The 20,504-nt window shown below is 69.9% G+C and carries 21 protein-coding genes and 1 riboswitch; of the genes, 4 read left to right on the forward strand and 17 right to left on the reverse strand.

Features of this window, described 5'->3' with window-relative positions:
* The 14 genes from ACWPXE_RS07375 to ACWPXE_RS07440 all read right to left on the reverse strand — a co-directional run bounded on the left by ACWPXE_RS07375 (position 1) and on the right by ACWPXE_RS07440 (position 13,686).
* Positions 1-747: an ABC transporter permease gene (locus ACWPXE_RS07375; RefSeq protein WP_454017909.1), complete on the reverse strand. Its 747-nt coding sequence runs from the start codon at positions 745-747 to the stop codon at positions 1-3.
* Positions 747-1,520: an ABC transporter ATP-binding protein gene (locus ACWPXE_RS07380; protein WP_454017281.1), complete on the reverse strand. Its 774-nt coding sequence runs from the start codon at positions 1,518-1,520 to the stop codon at positions 747-749. Before ACWPXE_RS07380 ends, ACWPXE_RS07375 begins: the two co-directional genes overlap by 1 nt.
* Before the next feature lie 11 nt (positions 1,521-1,531).
* On the reverse strand, positions 1,532-2,995 hold the full coding sequence (locus tag ACWPXE_RS07385) for an acyl-CoA reductase (RefSeq protein WP_454017282.1): 1,464 nt from the start codon (positions 2,993-2,995) through the stop codon (positions 1,532-1,534).
* Positions 2,992-4,071: a LuxE/PaaK family acyltransferase gene (locus ACWPXE_RS07390; RefSeq protein WP_454017283.1), complete on the reverse strand. Its 1,080-nt coding sequence runs from the start codon at positions 4,069-4,071 to the stop codon at positions 2,992-2,994. Before ACWPXE_RS07390 ends, ACWPXE_RS07385 begins: the two co-directional genes overlap by 4 nt.
* A gap of 76 nt (positions 4,072-4,147) precedes the next feature.
* Positions 4,148-4,277, reverse strand: a riboswitch (TPP riboswitch).
* A gap of 43 nt (positions 4,278-4,320) precedes the next feature.
* Complete coding sequence (locus tag ACWPXE_RS07395; RefSeq protein WP_454017284.1) at positions 4,321-4,896, reverse strand: class I SAM-dependent methyltransferase; 576 nt, start codon at positions 4,894-4,896, stop codon at positions 4,321-4,323.
* 42 nt (positions 4,897-4,938) lie between these two features.
* Positions 4,939-6,222 (reverse strand): acetylornithine deacetylase/succinyl-diaminopimelate desuccinylase family protein, encoded by a 1,284-nt coding sequence (locus ACWPXE_RS07400; RefSeq protein WP_454017285.1) that lies wholly within the window; start codon positions 6,220-6,222, stop codon positions 4,939-4,941.
* A 76-nt stretch (positions 6,223-6,298) separates the two neighbouring features.
* Complete coding sequence (locus tag ACWPXE_RS07405; RefSeq protein WP_454017286.1) at positions 6,299-7,303, reverse strand: formate dehydrogenase subunit gamma; 1,005 nt, start codon at positions 7,301-7,303, stop codon at positions 6,299-6,301.
* A 69-nt stretch (positions 7,304-7,372) separates the two neighbouring features.
* The gene (gene fdh3B, locus ACWPXE_RS07410; protein ID WP_454017287.1) at positions 7,373-8,005 is read right to left on the reverse strand and encodes a formate dehydrogenase FDH3 subunit beta; all 633 of its coding nucleotides are present in this window, start codon (positions 8,003-8,005) and stop codon (positions 7,373-7,375) included.
* A gap of 25 nt (positions 8,006-8,030) precedes the next feature.
* Positions 8,031-10,964, reverse strand: a complete 2,934-nt coding sequence (locus tag ACWPXE_RS07415; protein ID WP_454017288.1) for a formate dehydrogenase subunit alpha — start codon at positions 10,962-10,964, stop codon at positions 8,031-8,033.
* A gap of 29 nt (positions 10,965-10,993) precedes the next feature.
* Entirely contained in the window at positions 10,994-11,203 is a 210-nt protein-coding gene (locus ACWPXE_RS07420) for a twin-arginine translocation signal domain-containing protein (RefSeq protein WP_454017289.1), read from the reverse strand.
* The gene (locus tag ACWPXE_RS07425; protein WP_454017290.1) at positions 11,193-11,873 is read right to left on the reverse strand and encodes a TorD/DmsD family molecular chaperone; all 681 of its coding nucleotides are present in this window, start codon (positions 11,871-11,873) and stop codon (positions 11,193-11,195) included. The genes ACWPXE_RS07420 and ACWPXE_RS07425 overlap by 11 nt, the downstream gene beginning before the upstream one ends.
* Positions 11,874-12,051: 178 nt before the next feature.
* Entirely contained in the window at positions 12,052-12,567 is a 516-nt protein-coding gene (locus ACWPXE_RS07430) for a DUF3306 domain-containing protein (RefSeq protein WP_454017291.1), read from the reverse strand.
* Positions 12,560-13,084 (reverse strand): DUF3305 domain-containing protein, encoded by a 525-nt coding sequence (locus tag ACWPXE_RS07435; RefSeq protein ID WP_454017292.1) that lies wholly within the window; start codon positions 13,082-13,084, stop codon positions 12,560-12,562. The genes ACWPXE_RS07430 and ACWPXE_RS07435 overlap by 8 nt, the downstream gene beginning before the upstream one ends.
* Complete coding sequence (locus ACWPXE_RS07440) at positions 13,081-13,686, reverse strand: biotin/lipoate--protein ligase family protein (RefSeq protein ID WP_454017293.1); 606 nt, start codon at positions 13,684-13,686, stop codon at positions 13,081-13,083. Before ACWPXE_RS07440 ends, ACWPXE_RS07435 begins: the two co-directional genes overlap by 4 nt.
* A 93-nt stretch (positions 13,687-13,779) precedes the next feature.
* Here ACWPXE_RS07440 and ACWPXE_RS07445 point away from each other — a divergent pair, with 93 nt between their 5' ends.
* The 4 genes from ACWPXE_RS07445 to nadC all read left to right on the forward strand — a co-directional run bounded on the left by ACWPXE_RS07445 (position 13,780) and on the right by nadC (position 17,834).
* Positions 13,780-14,127 carry a hypothetical protein gene (locus tag ACWPXE_RS07445; RefSeq protein WP_454017294.1) on the forward strand — a complete coding sequence of 116 codons (348 nt, stop codon included), beginning with the start codon at positions 13,780-13,782 and terminating at the stop codon, positions 14,125-14,127.
* Between the two features lie 101 nt (positions 14,128-14,228).
* Positions 14,229-15,239 carry a quinolinate synthase NadA gene (nadA, locus tag ACWPXE_RS07450; protein ID WP_454017295.1) on the forward strand — a complete coding sequence of 337 codons (1,011 nt, stop codon included), beginning with the start codon at positions 14,229-14,231 and terminating at the stop codon, positions 15,237-15,239.
* A 154-nt stretch (positions 15,240-15,393) separates the two neighbouring features.
* Positions 15,394-17,016, forward strand: coding sequence for an L-aspartate oxidase (locus ACWPXE_RS07455; RefSeq protein ID WP_454017296.1), 1,623 nt, complete (start codon positions 15,394-15,396; stop codon positions 17,014-17,016).
* Positions 17,001-17,834: a carboxylating nicotinate-nucleotide diphosphorylase gene (gene nadC, locus ACWPXE_RS07460; RefSeq protein ID WP_454017297.1), complete on the forward strand. Its 834-nt coding sequence runs from the start codon at positions 17,001-17,003 to the stop codon at positions 17,832-17,834. The genes ACWPXE_RS07455 and nadC overlap by 16 nt, the downstream gene beginning before the upstream one ends.
* A gap of 36 nt (positions 17,835-17,870) precedes the next feature.
* Here nadC and ACWPXE_RS07465 read toward each other — a convergent pair whose 3' ends face one another.
* The 3 genes from ACWPXE_RS07465 to ACWPXE_RS07475 all read right to left on the reverse strand — a co-directional run bounded on the left by ACWPXE_RS07465 (position 17,871) and on the right by ACWPXE_RS07475 (position 20,477).
* Positions 17,871-18,038 (reverse strand): hypothetical protein, encoded by a 168-nt coding sequence (locus tag ACWPXE_RS07465; protein WP_454017298.1) that lies wholly within the window; start codon positions 18,036-18,038, stop codon positions 17,871-17,873.
* The gene (glf, locus tag ACWPXE_RS07470) at positions 18,035-19,276 is read right to left on the reverse strand and encodes a UDP-galactopyranose mutase (RefSeq protein WP_454017299.1); all 1,242 of its coding nucleotides are present in this window, start codon (positions 19,274-19,276) and stop codon (positions 18,035-18,037) included. Before glf ends, ACWPXE_RS07465 begins: the two co-directional genes overlap by 4 nt.
* Positions 19,277-19,433: 157 nt before the next feature.
* A complete protein-coding gene (locus ACWPXE_RS07475) occupies positions 19,434-20,477 on the reverse strand; it encodes a GMP reductase (protein ID WP_454017300.1) in 1,044 nt (347 codons plus the stop codon).
* Between the last annotated feature and the right edge of the window lie 27 nt (positions 20,478-20,504).

Consider the following 20,504-nt stretch of genomic DNA (forward strand, 5'->3'; position numbering starts at 1 on the left):
TTATCCTTTCCACGGACGGCGCAGCAGCCACCGTTCGAGCCCGGCAGCGGCCTGATAAGCGATCATGCCCAGCACCGTGATGACGATGAACAGGGCGAACATCATGGTCGAATCCATCATCCCCTGCGCCGCGATGATCGAGGCGCCCAGCCCCTGCCGGCCCCCGATGAACTCGCCGACGACGGCGCCGACCAGCGCCAGCACCACGGCGACGCGCAAGCCCGCCAGGATCACCGGCAGGCCGGAGGGGATCTTCAGCCGCAAGAGGGTTTGCAGGCGCGTCGCCCGCAGCATCCGGAACAGCTCCCGCTTGTTGGGATCGACCTGCTGAAGCCCGGTCATGGTGTTTTCCAGCAGCGGGAAGAAGCAGATCAGCGCCGTGATGACGACGGTGGAGGTCATGCCGAAGCCGAACCAGACGATGAACAGCGGCCCCAGCGCCAGCTTCGGCACCACCTGGCTGGCCAGGATGTAGGGGTAGAACAGGCGGCGCAGCACCGGCACCTCGGCCAGCAGCACCCCGGCAAGGAAGCCGATGGTGCAGCCGGCGGCGAGGCCCATCGCCATCTCCGCCGTGGTGACCCAGAGATGCGGCAGCAGGTAGCCCCCGGCCAGCCCGTCCCACAGCGTGCGCAGCACCGCCGAGGGCAGCGGCACGACCAGCGCCGACACCCCCGCCACCCGGCAATAGACCTCCCACCCCGCCAGCAGCAGGACGAGCAGCAGGGCGGAGGCGATGCGGACCATCACGATGCGCGCTCCAGCGCCACGCCGCTGTCGGTCTTGCCGTCCATGGCGTGGCGCAGCTCCAGGCACAGGGCGTTGAAGCGCGGGCTGTAGCGGACGTCGCGCCCGCGCGGGCGGGCCAGCGGTACCGGCAGGGCGTGGCGCAGGTGCCCGCCCTCCATCACCGCCACCCGATCGGCCAGATAGACCGCCTCCGCGATGTCGTGGGTGACGAACAGCACGGTGGTGCGGTGGCGGGCGCAGAGCTTCAGCAGGTCGTCCTGCAACTCCTCCCGCGTGATGGCGTCGAGCGCGGCGAAGGGCTCGTCGAGCAGGAGCAGCGGCGGCTCGGTGACCAGCGCGCGCGCCAGCGCGACGCGGCTCTGCTGCCCGCCCGACAGTTGGCTGGGGAGGCGCCCTTCGAGTCCGGACAGGCCGACGAGGTCCAGCAGCTCCTCCGCCTTGCGGCGGTCCGCCGGCTGCGGGCGGCGCTTCAACGAGACGGGAAGCAGCAGGTTGTCGAACACGGTCCGCCACTCCAGCAGCGTCGGCGCCTGGAAGACGAAACCGACCTGGGCCCCCGGTCCCTGCACCGGCTCCCCCTGGATGCGGACGCTGCCGGTCGAGGGGGCGAGCAGCCCGGCGACCAGCTTCAGCAGAGTCGTCTTGCCGCAGCCGCTGCGCCCGACCAGCGCGTGGAATTCGCCCTCCCCGATGGTCCAGTCGATGCGGTCCAGGATGGTGCCGCCGCTCGGGACGCCGTAACCGGCCTGTTCGATGCTGACGAAGGGCATGGCCGGGCGCCTCAATCCGTGTAGGGGGCGAAGCTGTCCGCCGCCCGTTCCGCCGAGCCTTCGATCTCGGTCATGGTGACGAGGTCCAGCAGGTTGAACCGCCCGTCATGGTGCCAGCCCGCTTCCGGCGCGGTCATGCGGCCGAGCGCGCAGAGGCGCGTCACCCCCACGGCCCCCAGCGCCCCGGCCAACGCGAACAGCTCCTCCGGTGCCGCGGCGATGCCCACGGTCTGGAGGAAGGCGCGGTAGGGCGCCAGCCCCGGCACCGCGTCGGCCAGCCGATCCACCGCCACCACCGTCACCGTGCGGTTCAGCCCGCAAGGGCTCAGGCCGTCCGCGGCGTCGGTGTAGGCGATGGCCCAGCTTCCCGCCGGATCGCCCAGCAGGGCGCGGCTGGGGTCGGCAAAGCCCTTCGTCTCCTCCGCGTTGCGCCAGGACGCGACGCCGCCCGCCTCGGCCATCGACAGGGGGCGGCGCGGGAACTTGCTGCCCAGCGCGTCCAGCTCGTGCGCCAGATAGGCGGCGAACGCGCGCGGGGACACCCGCCCGCCGCGCTCCACGAAAAAGGTCTGGGGTGAGTAGCAGCCCTGCTGGTCGTAGCGCGCCACGTCGTAGGCCGCCTGCCGCGCCACCGCCCCCGCCTTCCCGGCGTCGAGCGCGGAGCGGGCGACCATGCCGAAGCTGATCTTGTGGCCGTAGGGGAGGAAGCGCGTGGTGATCGGCACCCGCGCCCGGATGGCCGCCAGCGCGTCGTTGCCGCCATAGGCGACCACCGTGTCGGCGCGGCTCAGCCACGCGCGCTCCGCCGCCTCGTCGCCGCCCTTCCACCAGACGATGGCGATGCAGTCGGCCAGCTCCGGGTCGATCTCCGCCAGGATTTGCACGAACCAGCCGGCGAACAGCGGCTCGGCGCTCGGCAGCTTGCCGACCGTGCCGGCCTTCACCAGCAGGCCGGAAATCAGGCTCCACAGCGGCAGGCCCGGCACGTTGCCCGCCCAGACGTGCAGCAGCTGCTCCGGCCCGAAGGCGCGGGCGAAGCCGCCCTTGGGCATGGGCTGGAAATCGTCGAGCACCGCCGGGTTGGCGAAATCCTCGGCGATGAATTTCCGAAGCTCCGGCCCGCGGAAGGTCTTCAGATAGCCGGTCAGCCCCAGCCGGACCATCTCGGCGTCATAGCCGGTGACCAGCGGCAGCAGACGTTCCGCCTTTTGCCGCCACGGGTCGTCGCGGTCGAGCAGCCGGGCGACGGCGCGGTCGATGGCGGCGGCGATCTCCGCGACCGTGCGGCTTCTCAGGTAAGTCCGCGCGTTCGTCCGCACCCGCGTTGCCAATTCAGCGATCTGCGCCTCGGTCAGCACCGGCACCGCCACGTCGAGCGTCTCGGCGCCGCGCCGGAAGGTCAGCGTCCGCCAGTCCACCGCGTCGGCGGACAGCCCCGGCAGATGCCCGGCGCGCTCCATCAAGCCAACGGTCATGGGGCCCGCGCCGCTTTGAGGAAGTCCTCGACCGCCATGGAGCAGCCCTTGGCGTCCGCCCCGTCGGCCCGGCCGAGGAGCTGGAAACCGCCGTCCACCTCCACCCCCGCGTCCTCGGTCAGAATGGCGGAAGCGCAGTTGAAATGGGCCAGATCGTGATGGACCAGCACGCCGACGCTGCCGCGCGGCACCTCCTGCCCGGTCAGCGGGTTGATGACCCGGCTGCGTATCCAGTGCGGGCCGGACTTCACCGACGGGCAGGTCTCGTTGCCGTCGTCGTAGAACTGGGTGCTCAGCTCCGTCATGCCGTACATGTTGATGCACAGCCGGCGCGGCACGCCGAAGGTGGCGGACAGGCGGCCGTAGAACTCCTCCGCCGCCATCTCCCGCGACTGGCCCTTGAAGCCGCCGGTGTCGAGGATGCGGCTGCCCGCCGGCAGGGCGAAGCTCCGCCCCCGCTCGGCCAGCGCGTCCATCAGATGCACGACGCTGAAGCTCGCCCCCAGCAGGGCGTAGGGTTCGCCGGTTTCCTCGGCGCGGGACAGCGCCTCGATCGCCCCGTCCACGTCCAGCCCGGCGTCGGAGACGAAATAGCGGCTCTCATCCGTCCCGAACTCGCTCTTCGCCAGCGCCAGATAATGGGCGAGCGAGGAGTTGGGCATCGCCTGCTCGGTCGGGAACAGGATTCCCATGCGCAGCCGGTCAAACTCGCCCATGAAGCGGCGGCGGAAATTGACGGTCATCGAGCGGTCGTAGACCGCCAGCGTCGGATGGTGGCTCTTGCCCCGCACGCCCTTGGTGGTGCCGCTGGTCATGAAGACGTGCGGGCACTCCTCCGGCGGGCGTCCGCTCAGCGTCAGGTCCTTGAAGGCGCTGATCGGCACGGCGGGCACGTCGCGCCAGCTCTTCACCGTGCGCAGGGTGCGCGCCCGCTGGGTGGCGAAGCGGCGGTAGGGGGCGTTGGTCTCGAACTGGTGGGCGAAGACGGCCAGCGCCATGCGGTTGAACGCCTCCTCGTCCGCCTCTTCGGCGGCGATGAAGGCCAGCAGGTCTTCGACAAGTCGGGCTTCGGTCACGTCCGCACACACCTTTTGCAGCGCCAACAAACTGTTGCCGGAGCAAACGGTGTCTGGATGGAATGGGGGTACGCCGTGCCGCCCTTCAGTCCCGTCCCTACGCCGGTATGACCCGGATCAGGTTCGATGGGTCACCGCGTTGTCCGGATGAAAGCGCCGGACCGGCGGAGTCTCAGCCTCCTAGCGAGGCCCCCCAGGGAACACTTCGCAAGCTAAGGGACCGGCCCCCGCCCGTCAAGCCGGTCGGGCTCAGGCGGCGCCCTTCACCACCTCCAGGACCATGGCGATCTCGTCGATGACGTTGTTCTGGCTTTCCATTGCCTCCATCACCTCCTGGTTCGTGACCTCCCCGGACGCCAGCTTGTGGTGCCAGCGCGGGGTCGGGGCGTAGACGATCGACAGCATGCGGAAATCGACGTTCAGATGCATCGCCAAGCGGGTGTTGGGCCAGCCTCGCTCGATGAATGTCCGGTTCTCCTCCATCGAGAACAGGCTCAGCACGTTGGGCGTAATGGGGCGGACGTGGGTCGGATCGCCGAGATAGCCGTCGCTGCGCGGGTGCGGCACCTTGATGGTGATCCGCGCGCCGTGGCGGCAGACTCGGTACAGCTCCTTCATGATGTTCAGGAAGCCCTCGGTCGTCTGGCCCATATGCTCCAGCGCGTGGATGAGTTGGACGTCGGCGACGCTGCTCTCCTCGAACGGCCAGGGCACGACCTCCAGGTCGGCGACGATGTCCGGCCCGAAGGTGCCGTACTTGTCCACGTTGACGTAGCCGGCAAGCCGCGTGTCGCCGCAGCCGAGGTTGAGCTTGAGGTCCGACATCGCGCGCGTTTCCGGCCAGCCGTTGTTGCCACGAAAGCGACCTTACACCTCCCGCCGCAGCAGCGACAGGGCGGCCATCGCCATGACCTGCGCGGAATGGACCATGTCGTCGATGTCCACATACTCGTCCGGCTGGTGGGCGAGGTCGAGGATGCCGGGGCCGTAGGCGATGCAGTCCTTCAGATGCCCAACCCGCGCGATGTGCTTCTGGTCGTAGGTGCCGGGGGACACCACCTGCACCGCCGGGCGGCCCAGCACCGTCTCGATGGCCGCCCCCACCGCCCGCACCACCGGCGCGTCGGCGTCGGTCAGGGTGGGCAGAAAGGCCAGAACCTCGCGCAGCTCGTAATCGAAGCCGGGGCGCTCGCGGCGCAGATCCTCCAGGATGGCGGTGATCTCCGCCCGCACCTCCTCCGGGTCCTCCTCGATCAGATAGCGGCGGTCGATGACCATACGGCAGCGGTCAGGCACCATCGGGCTGGGCAGGCCGCCGTGATCCTCCGGCTGGCCGCCATGGATGGCGTTGATGTTCAGGGTGGACTGCCGCGCCCCCTCCGGCACCACCGGCATGGCGGTGCGCTTGGCGGCCAAGCGGGGGAGCAGCTCCGTCTCGATCCGGTGCAGCACGGCGCCCATATGGCGCACCGCGCAGTTGCCGAGGAAGGGCATGGAGCCGTGGGCGACGCGGCCCTTCGTCTCGATCTCCGCCCACCAGACGCCGCGGTGGCCGATGCACACACGGTCCACGTTCAGCGGCTCCGGGATGATGACGTGGTCGACCCGCGGGCGGGAGAAATAGCCGAGCGTGGCGAGATGCCCGACCCCGCCGTAGCCGCCGGACTCCTCATCCACCGTGCCTGAGATTTCCAGCGCGCCGGGGAAGGGGATGCCCGCCTCCAGGATCGCTTCCACGGCGATGATCGACGCGGCGATCCCGCCCTTCATGTCGCAGGCGCCGCGGCCGTAGACGCGCCCGTCCTTCACTACCCCTTCGAAGGGATCGACCGTCCAGCCCTGGCCGGCGGGCACCACGTCGATGTGGCCGTTGAAATGCACGCAGGGGCCGGGCTCGCGCCCTTCGATGCGGGCGATGACGTTGGTGCGCGGGTAGCGGTCGCTGTCGCCCGGCGCGCCATCCGCCCGCACATACTCCACGGCGAAACCGCGCCCGGCCAGCCGCCGCCCAAGGAACTCCGCGCAGTCGGTGTAGACGTCGCCCGGCGGGTTCACGGTGGGGATGCGGATCAGGTCGCGGGTCAGCGCGACAAGATCGTCGCGCCGCTCCGCGATCCGGCGGAACAGCGACTCCCTATGGTCGAGCGGCATGCATCCCCCCTACGCACACTTCATTGCGCGGAAGGATCGGCCATGCCGGCCCGCCTGTCGAGAGCTGTTCCGCACCTCACTCCGCCGCGCGATGCCGCAGCCGCTCGTCCTCGTTGGCGCGGCCGTTGCGGATCTGCTCCTCGTACCAGCGGCGGTGATGGTCCTTGGCCCAGTTCTCGTCCACCACGCCGCTGCCCATCGCGTCGAAGGCGCCCTCCATTCCGATGGTGCCGATGTAGATGTGCCCGATGATCAGCGCGATCATCAGCGCGGCCACCACCCCGTGCGCGACGTGCAGGATCTGCATGCCGCCGATCCCGGTGACGGCGAAGGGCATCATCAGCAGGAAGCCGGTGAGCGACAGCGCGAAGCCGCCGAACACCACCGCCCAGAAGACCCCTTTCTGGCCGGCGTTGAAGCGCCCGGCCTCGGGATGCTCGCCGGACTTGTTCAGCACGCCGCCGAGCGTCTTCAGCCAGACGAGATCGGCCTTCTCCGGGATGTTGTCGCGCACCCAGAGCACGAAGATCATCAGCAGGCCGAGGACGAAGGGCACGCTGAAAAAGTTGTGCATATACTTGCTGGCCTCGGCCAGCATCGTGAAGTTCGGGTGGCCGATCAGCGGGATCAGCAGCATGCGCCCGAAGGTCAGGATCAGCCCGGTCAGCGCCATCAGCAGGAAGCTGACCGCCGTCGTCCAGTGGGCGAAGCGGTCCATGCCGCTGAAGCGCGGCACCGGGCGCCCCGACCGGCCGCCATGGATGCGGATGGTGCCGCGGATCAGGTAGAAGATCGCCAGCACCGCGATCGGTCCCAGGATCAGCGCGCCCGCGATGATCTTCAGCCAGACCATGCGGAACTCGCGCCACTCCCGCCCCTCCGGCTGGACCAGGACGCCCAGCTTCTCGTCGGGAATGCTGACCCGTCCGGAAAGCTTGCCGTCCGGCGTCTGGTAGAGCTGCACCTCGTCCTTCGAAATCGGCGAGGTCGGCCCCGGCGTCTGGTAGAACTGCGCCTGCACCGCCGGGGCGGCGAGCAGCAGAACGAACAGGACCAACAGGGGGCGCAGGAGCTTCGTCATGTCGCGTCCTTCCCTAGAGAAAATGCGCTTCGCGGGGTGCTGCATCGGGACAGCCTTGCCCCCACCCGCTCAGCTCCCCCCGGTGCCCTCGCGGCCCGGGCTGAAGGCGTCGCGGTCGTTCCGGCCATAGGCGGTGGACCAGCCCCAGGCGCCGGAGCCGTAGCCGCGGCGCACCGTCCGCTCCTTGTAGATGTCGGCCAGAACATCGCCGTCACCAGCCATCAGCGCGCGGGTGGAGCACATCTCCGCGCAGAGCGGCAGCTTGCCCTCGGCCAGCCGGTTGGCGCCGTATTTCTGATACTCCTCCATCGTGTTGTCCGCTTCCGGACCGCCGGCGCAGAAGGTGCATTTGTCCATCTTGCCGCGCCCGCCGAAGTTGGTCGCCTGCGGGTACTGCGGCGCGCCGAAAGGACAGGCGTAGAAGCAGTAGCCGCAGCCGATGCACAGGTCCTTCGAGTGCAGCACCACCCCGTCCGCCGTCTGGTAGAAGCAGTCCACCGGGCAGACCGCGGCGCAGGGCGGGTCGTTGCAGTGCATGCAGGCCATGGAGATCGACCGTTCGCCCGGCACACCATCCTTCAGCGTGATGACGCGGCGGCGGTTGATACCCCAGGGAATGTCGTGCTCGTTCTTGCAGGCGGTGACGCAGGCGTTGCACTCGATGCAGCGTTCCGCGTCGCACAGGAATTTCATGCGGGCCATGAATGTCTATCCTCCCTGGGGCGCGTCAGGCCGGTTCGACGCGGCACAGCGTCACCTTGGTTTCCTGCATGAAGGTCATGGGGTCGTAGCCGTAGGTCGTCACCCCGTTGGCCGGCTCGCCCAGGACGATGGGGTCGGTGCCCGGCGGGTAGTTCTCCCGCAGGCTGTTGCCCTGCCAATAGCCGGAGAAGTGGAAGGGCATGAAGACCGTGCCGGCGCCGATGCGTTCGGTCACCAGGGCGCGCATCCGCGCCTTCGCGCTGTCCTCCGGCCCGTAGACCCAGACCATGCCGCCGTCGCGGATGCCCAGGCGCTCGGCGTCCTTGGGGTTGATCTCCACGAACATCGACTGCTGCAGCTCGGCCAGCCAGGGGTTGGAGCGGGTCTCCTCGCCGCCGCCCTCATACTCGACCAGCCGTCCGGAGGTCAGAATGAAGGGGAAGCGCTGGCGGATGTCGCTGTCCGCGATCTTGAACTGGAGCGAGCGGGCGAGCTGCGGCAGGCGGAAATCGCGCCGGTCCTCGATCGCCGGGTACTCCTTCACCAGCTCCGGCCGCGGGGAGTAGATCGGCTCGCGGTGCAGCGGCACCGGGTCGGGCAGGTTCCAGGCGACGGCGCGGGCCTTGGCGTTGCCGTGCGGTGAGCATCCATGCTTCAGCGCGACGCGGATGATGCCCATGGACAGGTCGGTCTGCCAGCTCACCTCGTCCACCTTGTCGCCGCCCATGGCCTGGATGACGCGCATCTCCTCCGCCGTCAGGTCCTTGTCCCAGCCCAGCTTGCGCAGCATCGCCATGGTGAATTCGGGATAGCCGTCCTCGATCTCCGACCCCTTGGAATAGGAGCCGTCGGCGAGCAGGCTGACGCCGTTGCGCTCCACCCCGAAGCGGGCGCGAAAGACGCCGCCGCCCTCCATGACATGCTTGGAGGTGTCGTAGAGAACGGCGCAGCCGGGGTGCTTCAGCTCCGGATGGCCCCAGCACGGCCAGGGCAGGCCGTAATAGTCGCCCTTCAGCGGGCCGCTGGTCGCCTGCATGGTGATCTTGTCGAAGTCGGCCTGATGCTTCATGTGCATCTTCAGCCGCTCCGGCGACTGGCCGGTGTAGCCGGTGGACAGGCAGCCGCGGTTGATCTCGCGCAGGATGTCCTCCGGCACCGGGCGGGTCTCCTCCACCGTGATGTGCTTGAACATCTCGTCGGCGAAGCCGAACTTGCGGGCCAGCAGATAGATGATGGTGTAGTCGTCCTTGGACTCGAAGATCGGCTCCACGACCTTCTCGCCCCACTGCATCGACCGGTTGGAGCAGGTGCGTGAGCCGTCCGTCTCGAACTGCGTGCAGGCCGGCAGGATGTAGGTGCCGTTCTTCCGTTCCTTGAAGGCGGCGAAGGTGGTCGGGTGCGGGTCGGCGATGACGAGCAGGGACAGCTGCTCCAGCCCCTTCAGCATCTCCGGCATGCGGGTGACGGTGTTGCCGCCGTGGCCGAAGACGACCATCGCCTTCAGCGGCGACGGCTGCTGGATCTCCTCCGGCTTGTAGGTGACGCCGTCGAACCAGCGGGTGGTCGGGATGCCCTTGGCCTCCATCAGCTCCTTGGAGGAGAAGCGGGCCTTCATCCAGTCGTAGTCGACGTCCCAGACGCGGCAGAAATGCTTCCACGCCCCCTCGGCCAGCCCGTAGTAGGAGGGCAGCGTCGAGACGTCGAGCCCGAAGTCGGTGGCGCCCTGCACGTTGCAGTGGCCGCGGTAGATGTTGGCGCCGCCGCCCGCCACGCCGATGTTGCCCAGCGCCAGCTGCAGGATCGACAGGGCGCGGACGTTGGCGGTGCCGGTGGTCTTCTGGGTGATGCCCATGCACCAGATGACGGTGGACGGCCGGTTCTTCGCCAGCGCCTCCGCCACGCGGTAGAGCTGCTCGCCGGGCACGCCGCTGACCCGCTCCACCGTCGCGGGGTCCCACTTCTTCACCTCGGCGCGGATCTCGTCCATGCCGTAGACGCGCTGGCGGATGTACTCCTTGTCCTCCCAGCCGTTCTCGAAGATGTGCCAGAGGATGCCCCAGGTGACCGGGATGTCGGTGCCGGGACGGATGCGCACATAGTCGGTGGCGTGGGCGGCGGTGCGGGTGAAGCGCGGGTCGATGACGATGAAGGGTGCGCGGTTGTGCTCCTTGCCGCGCAGCATGTGCGGCAGCGAGACGGGGTGCGCCTCCGCCGGGTTGCCGCCGATGATCAGCAGCGCCTTGGAATTCTGGATGTCGTTGTAGCTGTTGGTCATGGCGCCGTAGCCCCAGGTGTTCGCCACCCCGGCGACCGTGGTGCTGTGGCAGATGCGCGCCTGATGATCGACGTTGTTGGTTCCCCAGAAGGCCGCCAGCTTGCGGAAGAGATAGGCGCCTTCGTTGGAGAACTTGGCGGAGCCCAGCCAGAAGGTGGCGTCCGGCCCGGACTGCTCCCGGATCTCCAGCAGCTTGGTCCCGATCTCCTCGATGGCCTGGTCCCAGGAGATGCGCTGCCATTGGCCGTCGACCAGCTTCATCGGGTATTTCACCCGCCGCTCACCCTTGGTCAGCTCGCGCACCGAGGCGCCCTTGGCGCAGTGCGCGCCCTGGCTGATCGGGCTTTCCCAGCCCGGCTCCTGCCCGGTCCAGACGCCGTTCTGCACCTCCGCGATCACCGTGCAGCCGACGGAGCAGTGGGTGCAGACGTTCTTGCGGGTGACGACCTCGACGTTCGGCAGGGTCGGCCCGGCCTCGGCCTTTTGGATCATCGCGGCGGGCAGCGCACCCAGCGCCGCCATGCCCCCGGCGGCGAGGCCGGAGGTCTTCAGGAAACCGCGGCGGTCGACGGTTTCTCCCAGCCCGGCGGTGCCCGCGGACAGTCCGTTGGCCGACAGTCCGTTCAGGCGGCGGGCGAGGGAGGCGCGGGTGGCGGCGGTTCCGGCGTTGCGCTTGACGAGCATGGGGCGGCCCTCTGGATCAAAAGTCGCGGTCAGAGTCGGTTCAGCGCGTAGAAACGCTTCACGTGTTCGGTTTCGCGGTAGCGGGCCTTGACCTGCTCCTGCCGCGATTCCATCGCCTCCGCCGGGGTGGCGCGCAGGGTGGCGGCCGCCGCGGCGGCTCCCGCCGCACCCAGCCCGAGGCCCTTCAGCAGGCTGCGGCGTTCCAGTCCGGTTTTCTTCTGGCTGTCGTCACGGTGCATGGATCGTGCCCTCCCGCTGGTCGGCCCCGCGCGGCGCGCCCGGAGGGGCGGGTGCGATCATCGCAAAGGCGTTGGTCTCGATGTCCAGGAACAGCCGCCCGAAGGTGCCCAGGGGCCGGTAGAGATGCGCCGCCGACGCCTCCTCCAGGTCCTGGAAGAAGCGGCCCGCCCAGGGGGCGAGGTGGCGCTCGAAGAAGCGCTTCTGGCGTGGCAGGTCCGGCTCGCCGTCCGCCGTGCCCACGGTCCCGGCGGCCAGCGCTCCCATGATCTCGGCGATGGCGGCGATGTGGTCCTCGGGCTCGCTGACGCCGGGAGCGCGCTCGATGCCCAGCGCCTGCATGTCCTCGCGCAGGCGGGCGAGCGGCCGGTCGATCAGGAATCCGGTGCGGTAGTAGGAGGCGAAGGGAACCAGCTCGCCCCGCGTCACCCCGAGGAACAGCTCATGATACTCGCGCTCGGCCCGGTGTTCGCCGTCGGGGGCGTCGGCGAGCGTACGGGCGCGTACGGCCAGATCGCTGATGGCGCGCCCCAGCGACGAACCGTCCCCGGCCAGAGCGCCGACCGTGGCCAGCAAGTCGCGCGACGGCGGACGCGCCAAGAGATGGGCCAGCAGGCCGTACGCCTGCGCCCGCAGCCGATCCGCGTCGTCGATGATGGCCGTTTCCGCCATACCTTTGCCCCGCTTCGCCTTTTCCGTGGCCGGTTAAGGTCCGGCTCATCAGCGACAACAGCGGGAATGCACAAAGGTTGCGCAGTCCAGGACAAGCGATGGTCTTGCCCCAACCCTGAACGTTGCCCCCTCCCTAGCCCTCCCCGCTTTCGCAGGGGAGGGAACTGCCCGCTTCGCCCTAAGGCACCCTCTCCCGCGCGGCGGGGAGGGCCGGGGTGGGAGGAAGGCCCTCACCTTCTTCAGACCCATCCATGTCAGCGACCACAACCTCCTCCGGCTTCTCCTCCTCCGGGGGCTTCTCGTCGGTGGCGATGCGGTCCAGCAGGTCGGCGATGCGGTCGGTGTCGAGCAGCTTGCCATAGCCGGGGGCGTTGCAGTCCCAGTCATACTCGGCGAAGCCGCGGAAGCCCGCGATCACCGGGTCGCTGGTCCAGGCCTTGCGCAGGGCCAGCCGTTTCAGCTCCTGCGGGACGTTGCTGGCGAGGAAGCCGGTGTAGTCGCTGTCCGCGCCCAGGCTCTCCACCGGCGGCAGGCTCTCCGGGTCGAAGGGTTCCGGAGGCGGAACGGCGATGGGCTGCGGTTCCTCCGCCGCATCCCGCTCCTCCGGCGGTTCGGAGACCTCGACGGGCGCCGTGCGCGCCTCCTGCTTGCGCCGCGACCAGCGGGACAGGAAGCCTTCCGACCCGTCATCCATGGCGCTGATCCTTTCCAGATTGAGCAACCGGGGCGCGGCGGGCCAGCGCCTCCGGGTCGGCGCGGTCGCGCTGGCGCTTGTAGAAGGGCCGTTCGGCGTGGTGGCGAGCCACGAAATCGCGCATCCACGCCGCGAGGTCGGGCGGCAGGGGAATCGCTTCGATCAGGTCGTCGCCCGCGTCGGAATGGGCGTCGACCTCGCCGGGATCGACGGTGACGGCGAGCAGCCGCAGCCCCGGCTCCTCCGCGCAGCGGCGCAGGATGACGTAGAGCATCGGTTGGCCGCCCTTCAGATTCTCGACATAATTCTCCGTCTCGCCGGGATGGAGCACGATCTCCGCGGCGCCCGCGTAATAGCCGGTGCGCTCACCGTCCTGCGCCAGCACGGTCCAGGGCGCACGGTCGGGCAGCGCCGGCAGGGCGCCGGTCACCCGCCAGCGGGCGTCCACCCACGGGTTGTCGATGCGCTGGCGCTCCACCGTGATGCCCACGCCGCGCCGTTCGGCCTGTCCGGTCATGACCGCCTCCCCTCTGCCTTGCGGATCAGCCGCTGTTCCCAGACCCGCCGCACCGGCTCGAAGCCCGCGTCCATCCAGCGGTCGATCCAGGTCAGGAAATGCCGGGTGAAGCTCTCCAGCACCGCCACGGCGTCGGTGTCGCCGAAGCCCTCCTCGCGCAGCGCCGTGCGGTCGGGGTGGCGCCCCGGGTCGGGATCGTCGGGGTCGCCCAGAACCTCCAGCTCCGCGCCGACCACGGCCCAGGCGGGAAGCCCGTCCTCGGCGCCGGGGCCAAGGGCGACGGTCACCCCGCCGGCCACCGCGCCGTTCAGCAGCAGGCGGCCCGCGCCGTCGAAGCGGATGCTCTGGTTCGGCGGCCCCAGCGCCTCCAGCGCGTCGGCCAGCGCGACCAGGGTGACGGCGGCAAGGCCGTCGCCGGCGTCCGGCCGGTCGGGGACCAGCACCACCGCCACCTCCAGCCGGTCGCGCCGGCCGCTGTGGACGAGCGTGCCGGGCGCCGCCCCCTCCGCGGCGAAGCGGCAGGCGGTGGCGAAGGGGCCGCCCGCCTCGGCGGGCCAGGGGCGGAAGATGGGCGGCAGAGTCGGGGCATCGGTCGGGTCCATGCCCCTGATAACGCGCGAACGGGAGGGTTGGTGCCCACGCCTGTTGGTGAGGGACGGCCTTGTCACCCCTTCATCCCAAAGGAGTCCCCAGCCTTGCTCGCCGCACTGATCTCCTCCGGCCTTGTCGCCGGGCTGCTGATGACCGGCAACGTCATCGCCCAGGAAGTCACCAAGGAGTCGCTGTCCAACGACATCAAGGTGCAGCAGAGCCAGGAGCCGCCGCCCAACCAGCAGGGTGTCCGCGCGCCCAAATCCAGCACCAGCGGCGAAACCCAGGGGGCGGAGCTTCAGCAGGCTCTGGCCGACGTCCGCCGGGCACCGCCTGACCTCCAGGGCAACCCGGTGCCGCGCCCCAACCAATGGGCCAGCGAACCCGACATGGGGCACGAGCCGACCCGCTCCGAAAACCCGTCCGACCTGAGCAGCCAGGAAGCCAAGTAGGACGAATCACCGACGCTCCGCATGGCGCATCCTTTTCCGCTTGATATGCTCTGATCGAGCATTTATGGTTTTGCTCATAGAGAGCATTAAAGGAATGCGCCATGCGCGACACCACCGGCCTTGCCTACACGCCCGACATCGCCGCGGCGACGCAGCCGATCTACGAGCGTGTGAAGCGCGTGATCCCCGCCGTCGAATGGCCGTTCCACGCCCCGCTGGTCCACGAGATCAACCGCTTGAAGCGGGAGCGCAACGCGGTGATCCTCGCCCACAACTACCAGACGCCGGAGATCTTCCACGGCGTGGCCGACATCGTGGGCGACAGCCTCGCGCTCGCCGCACGGGCGACCGAGACCGATGCCGACGTGATCGTGCTGGCCGGCGTGCATTTCATGGCGGAGACGGCGAAGCTGCTGAACCCGTCGAAGACGGTGCTGATCCCCGACACCGGGGCGGGCTGCTCGCTGGCCGAATCGATCACCGCCGCCGACGTGCGGCTGCTGCGCGAGCGCTATCCGGGCGTGCCGGTGGTCGCCTACGTCAACACCTCGGCCGACGTGAAGGCGGAGGTGGACATCTGCTGCACCTCCGGCAACGCGGTGGAGGTGGTGGAATCGCTGGGGGCGCCGCGTGTCATCATGCTGCCCGACGAGTATCTGGCGAAATACGTCGCCACCCAGACCAGCGTCGAGATCATCGCCTGGAAGGGCCATTGCGAGGTGCACGAGCGCTTCACCGGCGACGAGATCCGCGAGTTCCGCGGGCGCTTCGACGAGCTGATCGTCATCGCCCACCCGGAATGCCCGCCCGATGTCCTGGAGGCGGCGGACTTCGTTGGCTCCACCGCGCGCATGGTCGATTTCGTGGCGGACCGCCGCCCGCCGCGGGTGCTGATGGTCACCGAATGCTCGATGAGCGACAACGTCGCCGCCGCCTCGCCGGAGACGGAGTTCGTGCGGCCCTGCAACCTGTGCCCGCACATGAAGAAGATCACGCTGGCGAACATCCTACACAGCCTGCGCACGCTGGAACCGCAAGTGAGCATCGCGCCGGAGGTGGCCGACCGCGCCCGCCGTTCGGTGGAACGGATGCTGGCCGTCAAGCCGCGCTGATCCCGTATTCCCTCTCCCCTCTGGGGAGAGGGTCAGGGTGAGGGGGTTGCGCGTGTCGGTACGTCCGGCAAAAGCGCAACCCCCTCACCGGCCCTTCGGGCCACCCTCTCCCCAGAGGGGAGAGGGTTAGTTTCTCCATCGAGAGAACCTACCCATGCCCACCCCTTACACGGTCCGCGATTCGGAGGTGGTCGTCATCGGCTCCGGCATGGCCGGGCTGACCGCCGCCCTGCATCTGGCGCCGCGCGCCGTCACGCTGCTGACCAAGACCCCGGACCTGCCGGGCGGGTCCAGCAACCACGCCCAGGGCGGCATCGCCGCGGCCATCGGTCCCGGCGACGGGCCGGAGGCGCACGCCGCCGACACGGTGGCCGCCGGCGCCGGCTTCGTGGACCCCGGCCGCGCCCTGCTGCTGACCCGCGAGGGGGCGGAGCGGGTGCGGGCGCTGCTCCTCGCCGGTCTGCCCTTCGACCGCGCCGCCGACGGCGCGCCCCTGCTGGGGCGGGAGGCGGCGCACGGGGCGGCGCGCATCGTCCATGCCGGGGGCGATGCCACCGGGGCGACGCTGGTCGCGGCGCTGGCCGAGCGGGTGCGCGCCACCCCGTCGATCCGGGTGGAGAGCGACGCCTTCGCCGTCGATCTGGCGGTGCGCCACGGGCGGGTCTGCGGCGTGCTCGCCTGCCATCCTAACGGCTGGGTGTTCCACCGCGCGCCGCGCGTGGTGCTGGCGACCGGCGGGGTCGGCGGAGCCTACGCCCGCACCACCAACCCGCCGGAGGCGACCGGCGACGGGCTGGCGCTGGCGGCGCGGGCCGGGGCGCTGCTCGCCGACGTGGAGTTCGTGCAGTTCCACCCCACGGCGCTCGCCGTGGATGCCGACCCCGCCCCCCTGCTGACCGAGGCGCTGCGCGGCGCCGGGGCGGTGCTGCTCGACCGGCGCGGCACCCGCTTCATGGCGGCGGAACACCCGCTGGCCGAGCTGGCGCCGCGCGACGTGGTGGCCCGCGCCATCGGCGCCCGCGTCGCGGCGGGGGAGCCGGTGCTGCTGGACATGCGCCCGGCGCTGGCCGCCAAGCCGGACGGCTTTCCCACCGTGCTGGCGCTCTGCGCCGCCCATGGGCTGGACCCCTGGCGGGAGCCGGTGCCGGTCGCCCCGGCGGCGCATTACCACATGGGCGGGGTGGTCACCGATCACGCCGGGCGAACCAGCCTGGACGGGCTGTGGGCCTGCGGCGAGGTCGCCTGCACCGGCGTCCACGGCGCCAACCGGCTGGCCAGCAACTCCCTGCTGGAGGCGCTGGTGTTCGGCGCGCGGGTGGCCCGCGACGTGGCCGGGCGGGACCTCCCTCCCCTGCCGCCCTTCGCCCTGCCCGAGGCGCCCGCCGTCGCCGGGGAGGTCGGTGCCGGCCTGCTCGACGCCATCACCGACGAATCCCGCCGCACGCTCTACCAGGGCGCCGGGCTGGTGCGCGACGGGGTGGGGCTGCTGGCCGCCCGGCGCAAGCTGGACCGTCTCGCCGTGGCGCTCGACGCGCTGTGCGGCGGCGGCCCGGCGGACCTCGCCGCCGTCCGCCGCTGGGGCGAGGCGCGCAACCGCCTGCTGGCCGGGCGGCTGATCGTCCACGCTGCGCTCGCCCGCAGCGAAAGCCGCGGAGCGCATTTCCGCACCGATTTCCCGCAGGAAGACCCGGCGGCGCAGCGCCACCGCTTCACCCTCACCGACCTGACCGGGGCCGCCGGCCCCCTTTCCGGAGACGCCGCATGCTCCATCCTCTGACCTATGAACCGATCGTCCGCGCCGCCCTGGCGGAGGACCTCGGGCGGGCCGGCGACATCACGACCGACAGCATCGTCCCGGCGGACGCCGTGGCGACGGCGCGGGTGGCCGCGCGCAAGGACGGCCGGGTCGCCGGGCTGGAGGTCGCCCTGTCCGCCTTCCGCATCCTCGACCCGAAGGCGGAACTGCGGGTGGAGCACGGCGACGGCGCCGACGTGCCCCCCGGCGCCACCATCGCCACCGTGACGGCCCGCGCCCGCGCCCTGCTGACGGCGGAGCGCACGGCGCTGAATCTGCTGGGCCGCCTGTCCGGCATCGCCACCGCCACCCGCGCGCTGGTGCGCGAGGTCGAGGGAACCCGCGCCCGCATCGTCTGCACCCGCAAGACCACCCCCGGCCTGCGCGTCCTGGAAAAGCAGGCGGTGCGGCTGGGCGGCGGCTTCAACCACCGCTTCGGGCTCGACGACGCGGTTCTGGTCAAGGACAACCACATCGCCGTTGCCGGCGGCATCCGCCCGGCGGTGGAGCGCGTCCGCGCCGCCATCGGCCACATGGTGAAGGTGGAGGTCGAGGTCGACACGCTGGCCCAACTGGAGGAGCTGCTGACCCTGCCGGTCGACGTCGTCCTGCTCGACAACATGGACCCGCCGACGCTGCGCCGCGCCGTCGCCATGGTGGACGGCCGCATGGTGACGGAGGCGTCCGGCAACGTCACCCTGCCCACCGTGCGCGCCATCGCGGAGGCGGGCGTCGACATGATCTCGGTCGGCTGGCTGACCCACAGCGCGCCGAACCTCGACGTCGGGCTGGATATGTAGGGAGGAGTCACAGCCCCTCCCCCGGAACGCAGCTCCTCAGTGCCCCATGAAGTTGCGGTGGTGCACCGTGTTGTCCTCGCTCAGCCGGACCGAGGGGGCGGCGTAGGTCTCGTCGGCGGTGCGGCCCAGCGTTCCTTCCAGGATCACGCTGGCGCCGATGGCGAGGACGACCGCGGTGGCCAGGGCCATTCCGAACGCTTTCATGACGCTTCCCTCCTGCTGTGGACCGGAGCGGCCGGTTGGGTGGCGCCGATCCCGGAAATGCCGCGCGCGCCCTCCGCCACAGCACCCTCCGCCTTGGCGATGCGGGTGTAGAGCGCCAGCGCCTGCGCCACCACCTGATCCATGTTGTAGTAGCGGTAGGTCGCCAGCCGTCCGACGAAATGGACGTTCGGCGTCGCGTCGGCCAACTCCTGGTACTTGCGGTACAAGGCGGCGTTCTCCGCGCGGGGGATCGGGTAGTAGGGGTCGCCCTCCGCCGACGGGTATTCGTAGGTCAGGCTGGTCCGCGGGTTCGTCTGGCCGGTCAGGTGCTTGTATTCGGTGATGCGGGTGTGCGGCACCTCCTCGCCGGGGTAGTTCACCACGGCGACGGGCTGGAACCATTCCTGTTCCACCGTCTCGTGCCGGAAGGTCAGCGAACGGTAAGGCAGCTTGCCGAAACGGTATTCGAAATACTCGTCCACCGGGCCGGTGAAGATCAGGTTGCGGTACCGCACGTCGCGCACCACGTCGCGGAAATCGGCGCCCAGCCGGATGGTGATGTTCGGGTGGTCGAGCATGTTCTCGAACATCCGCGTGAAGCCGTGCAGCGGCATGTTCTGGAAGCTGTCGCCGAAATAGCGGTCGTCGTCGTTGGTCCGCGTCGGCACCCGCGCCGTCACCGCCTTGTCGAGGTCCGACGGGTCGAGGCCCCATTGCTTGCGGGTGTAGCCGCGGAAGAACTTCTCGTACAGCTCCCTCCCGACCGCGCCGACCACCACGTCCTCCGAGGTGCGGACATCGGCCACCGGTTCCGCCCGGCTCTTCAGGAAGGCGGCGACTCCGGCCTCGTCGAGGTCCAGCCCGTAGAGGCGGTTGACCGTCGTCCGGTTGATCGGGATGGGGACGAGTTGCCCGTCCACATGGGCGAGCACCCGGTGCTCGTAGGGGCGCCACTTGGTGAAGCGGGACAGATAGTCCGCCACCGGCTGCGAATTGGTGTGAAAGATATGCGGGCCGTAGCGATGGATCAGCACGCCCGCGTCGTCGTGATGGTCGTAGGCGTTGCCGCCGATGTGCGGGCGCCGGTCGATCAGCAGGATACGCTTGTCCATTCCCGCCGCCAGCCGTTCCGCCAGCACGCTGCCGGCGAAGCCCGCCCCGACGATCAGATAATCGAAAACCGCCGGCCCGTCCGTCCGCCCCACATACGCTGGAGCGGCTCCATCGAAATCACGCATAAGCTCTGCCTTCCTCGTCCCGCCAAAAGGCGGACGAGCGAGGCAAGCCGTCCGGCGCCCCACCCGTCCGCACATCCTGCGAACGGTGGAAGCCGCCGGTGGTTCCGGAGGAAGAAGGTCGAGAAGGAGGTACCGATGCAGGGTACCTCCCGCGGCATCACCCCCCGAAGACGGTGTTCAGCTGCGCGCCGACGCGGACGAAGGTGGTCCGCTTCGACACCTCCTTCAGCTTGGTGGCGCCGATGTAGGTCATCATGCTGCGCACGCCGCCCATGATCTCCTGCATCGTGCCGTCGATCGGTCCGCGGTAGGGGACCTCCACGGTCTTGCCCTCCGACGCGCGGTAGGAGGCGACGCCGCCCGCGTACTTGTGCATCGCCGTGTCGGACGACATGCCGTAGAAGGTCATCGCCACCGGCACCCTCTGCCCGCCGCGCTCCTCGTAGCGGACGTCGCCCTCGCACTCGTCGTGGCCGGCCAGCATGCCGCCGAGCATCACGAAGTCCGACCCGGCGCCGTAGGCCTTGGAGATGTCGCCCGGCACCGTGCAGCCGCCGTCGCCGCAGACCTGCCCCTTCAGCCCGTGGGCGGCGTCGGCGCATTCGATGATGGCGGAGAGCTGCGGGTAGCCGACACCGGTCATCTTGCGGGTGGTGCAGACCGACCCCGGCCCGATCCCGACCTTGATGATGTCGGCCCCGGCGAGCACCAGCGCCTCGGTCATGTCGCCGGTCACCACGTTGCCGGCCATGATGACCATGTCCGGGTTCTCCGCCCGCAACCGGCCGATGACGCGCACGAAGCGTTCCGTGTAGCCGTTGGCGACGTCGAGGCAGAGCTTGGCCACCGGGGCCTTGGCCTTCACCGCCTGGAACTTGTCGTAGTCGGCCTCCGTCGTGCCCAGCGAGTAGAAGACGTTGGCCGTGTCCTCGTCGCGGAAGAAGGGGATCAGGGCGTCGGCCGGGTAGTGCTTGTGCAGCGCGGTCATCGCGCCGAAGCGCGACAGGGCGCGGGCGACGGCCATGGTGCCGACCACGTCCATGTTGGCCGCGATCAGCGGGAAGCCCGTCCATTCCAGCCCGCTGTGGACGAAGCGGAAGGTCCGCTCGATGTCCACGTCGTTGCGGCTTTCGAGGGTGCTGCGCTTCGGGCGGATCAGCACATCCTTGAAGTCCAGCTTCAGATCGTTCTCGATGATCACCGGCGGGTCGTCCTTGTCGTTCTTATC

The organism is Azospirillum sp. Marseille-Q6669 (genome assembly GCF_965111635.1).

Bases quoted from the DNA above. Each gene is read 5' to 3' on its own strand.
- ACWPXE_RS07375 (WP_454017909.1), bottom strand. From the start codon at position 747: ATGGTCCGCATCGCCTCCGCCCTGCTGCTCGTCCTGCTGCTGGCGGGG.
- ACWPXE_RS07380 (WP_454017281.1), bottom strand. From the start codon at position 1,520: ATGCCCTTCGTCAGCATCGAACAGGCCGGTTACGGCGTCCCGAGCGGC.
- ACWPXE_RS07385 (WP_454017282.1), bottom strand. From the start codon at position 2,995: ATGACCGTTGGCTTGATGGAGCGCGCCGGGCATCTGCCGGGGCTGTCC.
- ACWPXE_RS07395 (WP_454017284.1), bottom strand. From the start codon at position 4,896: ATGTCGGACCTCAAGCTCAACCTCGGCTGCGGCGACACGCGGCTTGCC.
- ACWPXE_RS07400 (WP_454017285.1), bottom strand. From the start codon at position 6,222: ATGCCGCTCGACCATAGGGAGTCGCTGTTCCGCCGGATCGCGGAGCGG.
- ACWPXE_RS07405 (WP_454017286.1), bottom strand. From the start codon at position 7,303: ATGACGAAGCTCCTGCGCCCCCTGTTGGTCCTGTTCGTTCTGCTGCTC.
- fdh3B (WP_454017287.1), bottom strand. From the start codon at position 8,005: ATGGCCCGCATGAAATTCCTGTGCGACGCGGAACGCTGCATCGAGTGC.
- ACWPXE_RS07415 (WP_454017288.1), bottom strand. From the start codon at position 10,964: ATGCTCGTCAAGCGCAACGCCGGAACCGCCGCCACCCGCGCCTCCCTC.
- ACWPXE_RS07420 (WP_454017289.1), bottom strand. From the start codon at position 11,203: ATGCACCGTGACGACAGCCAGAAGAAAACCGGACTGGAACGCCGCAGC.
- ACWPXE_RS07425 (WP_454017290.1), bottom strand. From the start codon at position 11,873: ATGGCGGAAACGGCCATCATCGACGACGCGGATCGGCTGCGGGCGCAG.
- ACWPXE_RS07430 (WP_454017291.1), bottom strand. From the start codon at position 12,567: ATGGATGACGGGTCGGAAGGCTTCCTGTCCCGCTGGTCGCGGCGCAAG.
- ACWPXE_RS07435 (WP_454017292.1), bottom strand. From the start codon at position 13,084: ATGACCGGACAGGCCGAACGGCGCGGCGTGGGCATCACGGTGGAGCGC.
- ACWPXE_RS07440 (WP_454017293.1), bottom strand. From the start codon at position 13,686: ATGGACCCGACCGATGCCCCGACTCTGCCGCCCATCTTCCGCCCCTGG.
- nadA (WP_454017295.1), top strand. From the start codon at position 14,229: ATGCGCGACACCACCGGCCTTGCCTACACGCCCGACATCGCCGCGGCG.
- ACWPXE_RS07455 (WP_454017296.1), top strand. From the start codon at position 15,394: ATGCCCACCCCTTACACGGTCCGCGATTCGGAGGTGGTCGTCATCGGC.
- nadC (WP_454017297.1), top strand. From the start codon at position 17,001: ATGCTCCATCCTCTGACCTATGAACCGATCGTCCGCGCCGCCCTGGCG.
- ACWPXE_RS07465 (WP_454017298.1), bottom strand. From the start codon at position 18,038: ATGAAAGCGTTCGGAATGGCCCTGGCCACCGCGGTCGTCCTCGCCATC.
- glf (WP_454017299.1), bottom strand. From the start codon at position 19,276: ATGCGTGATTTCGATGGAGCCGCTCCAGCGTATGTGGGGCGGACGGAC.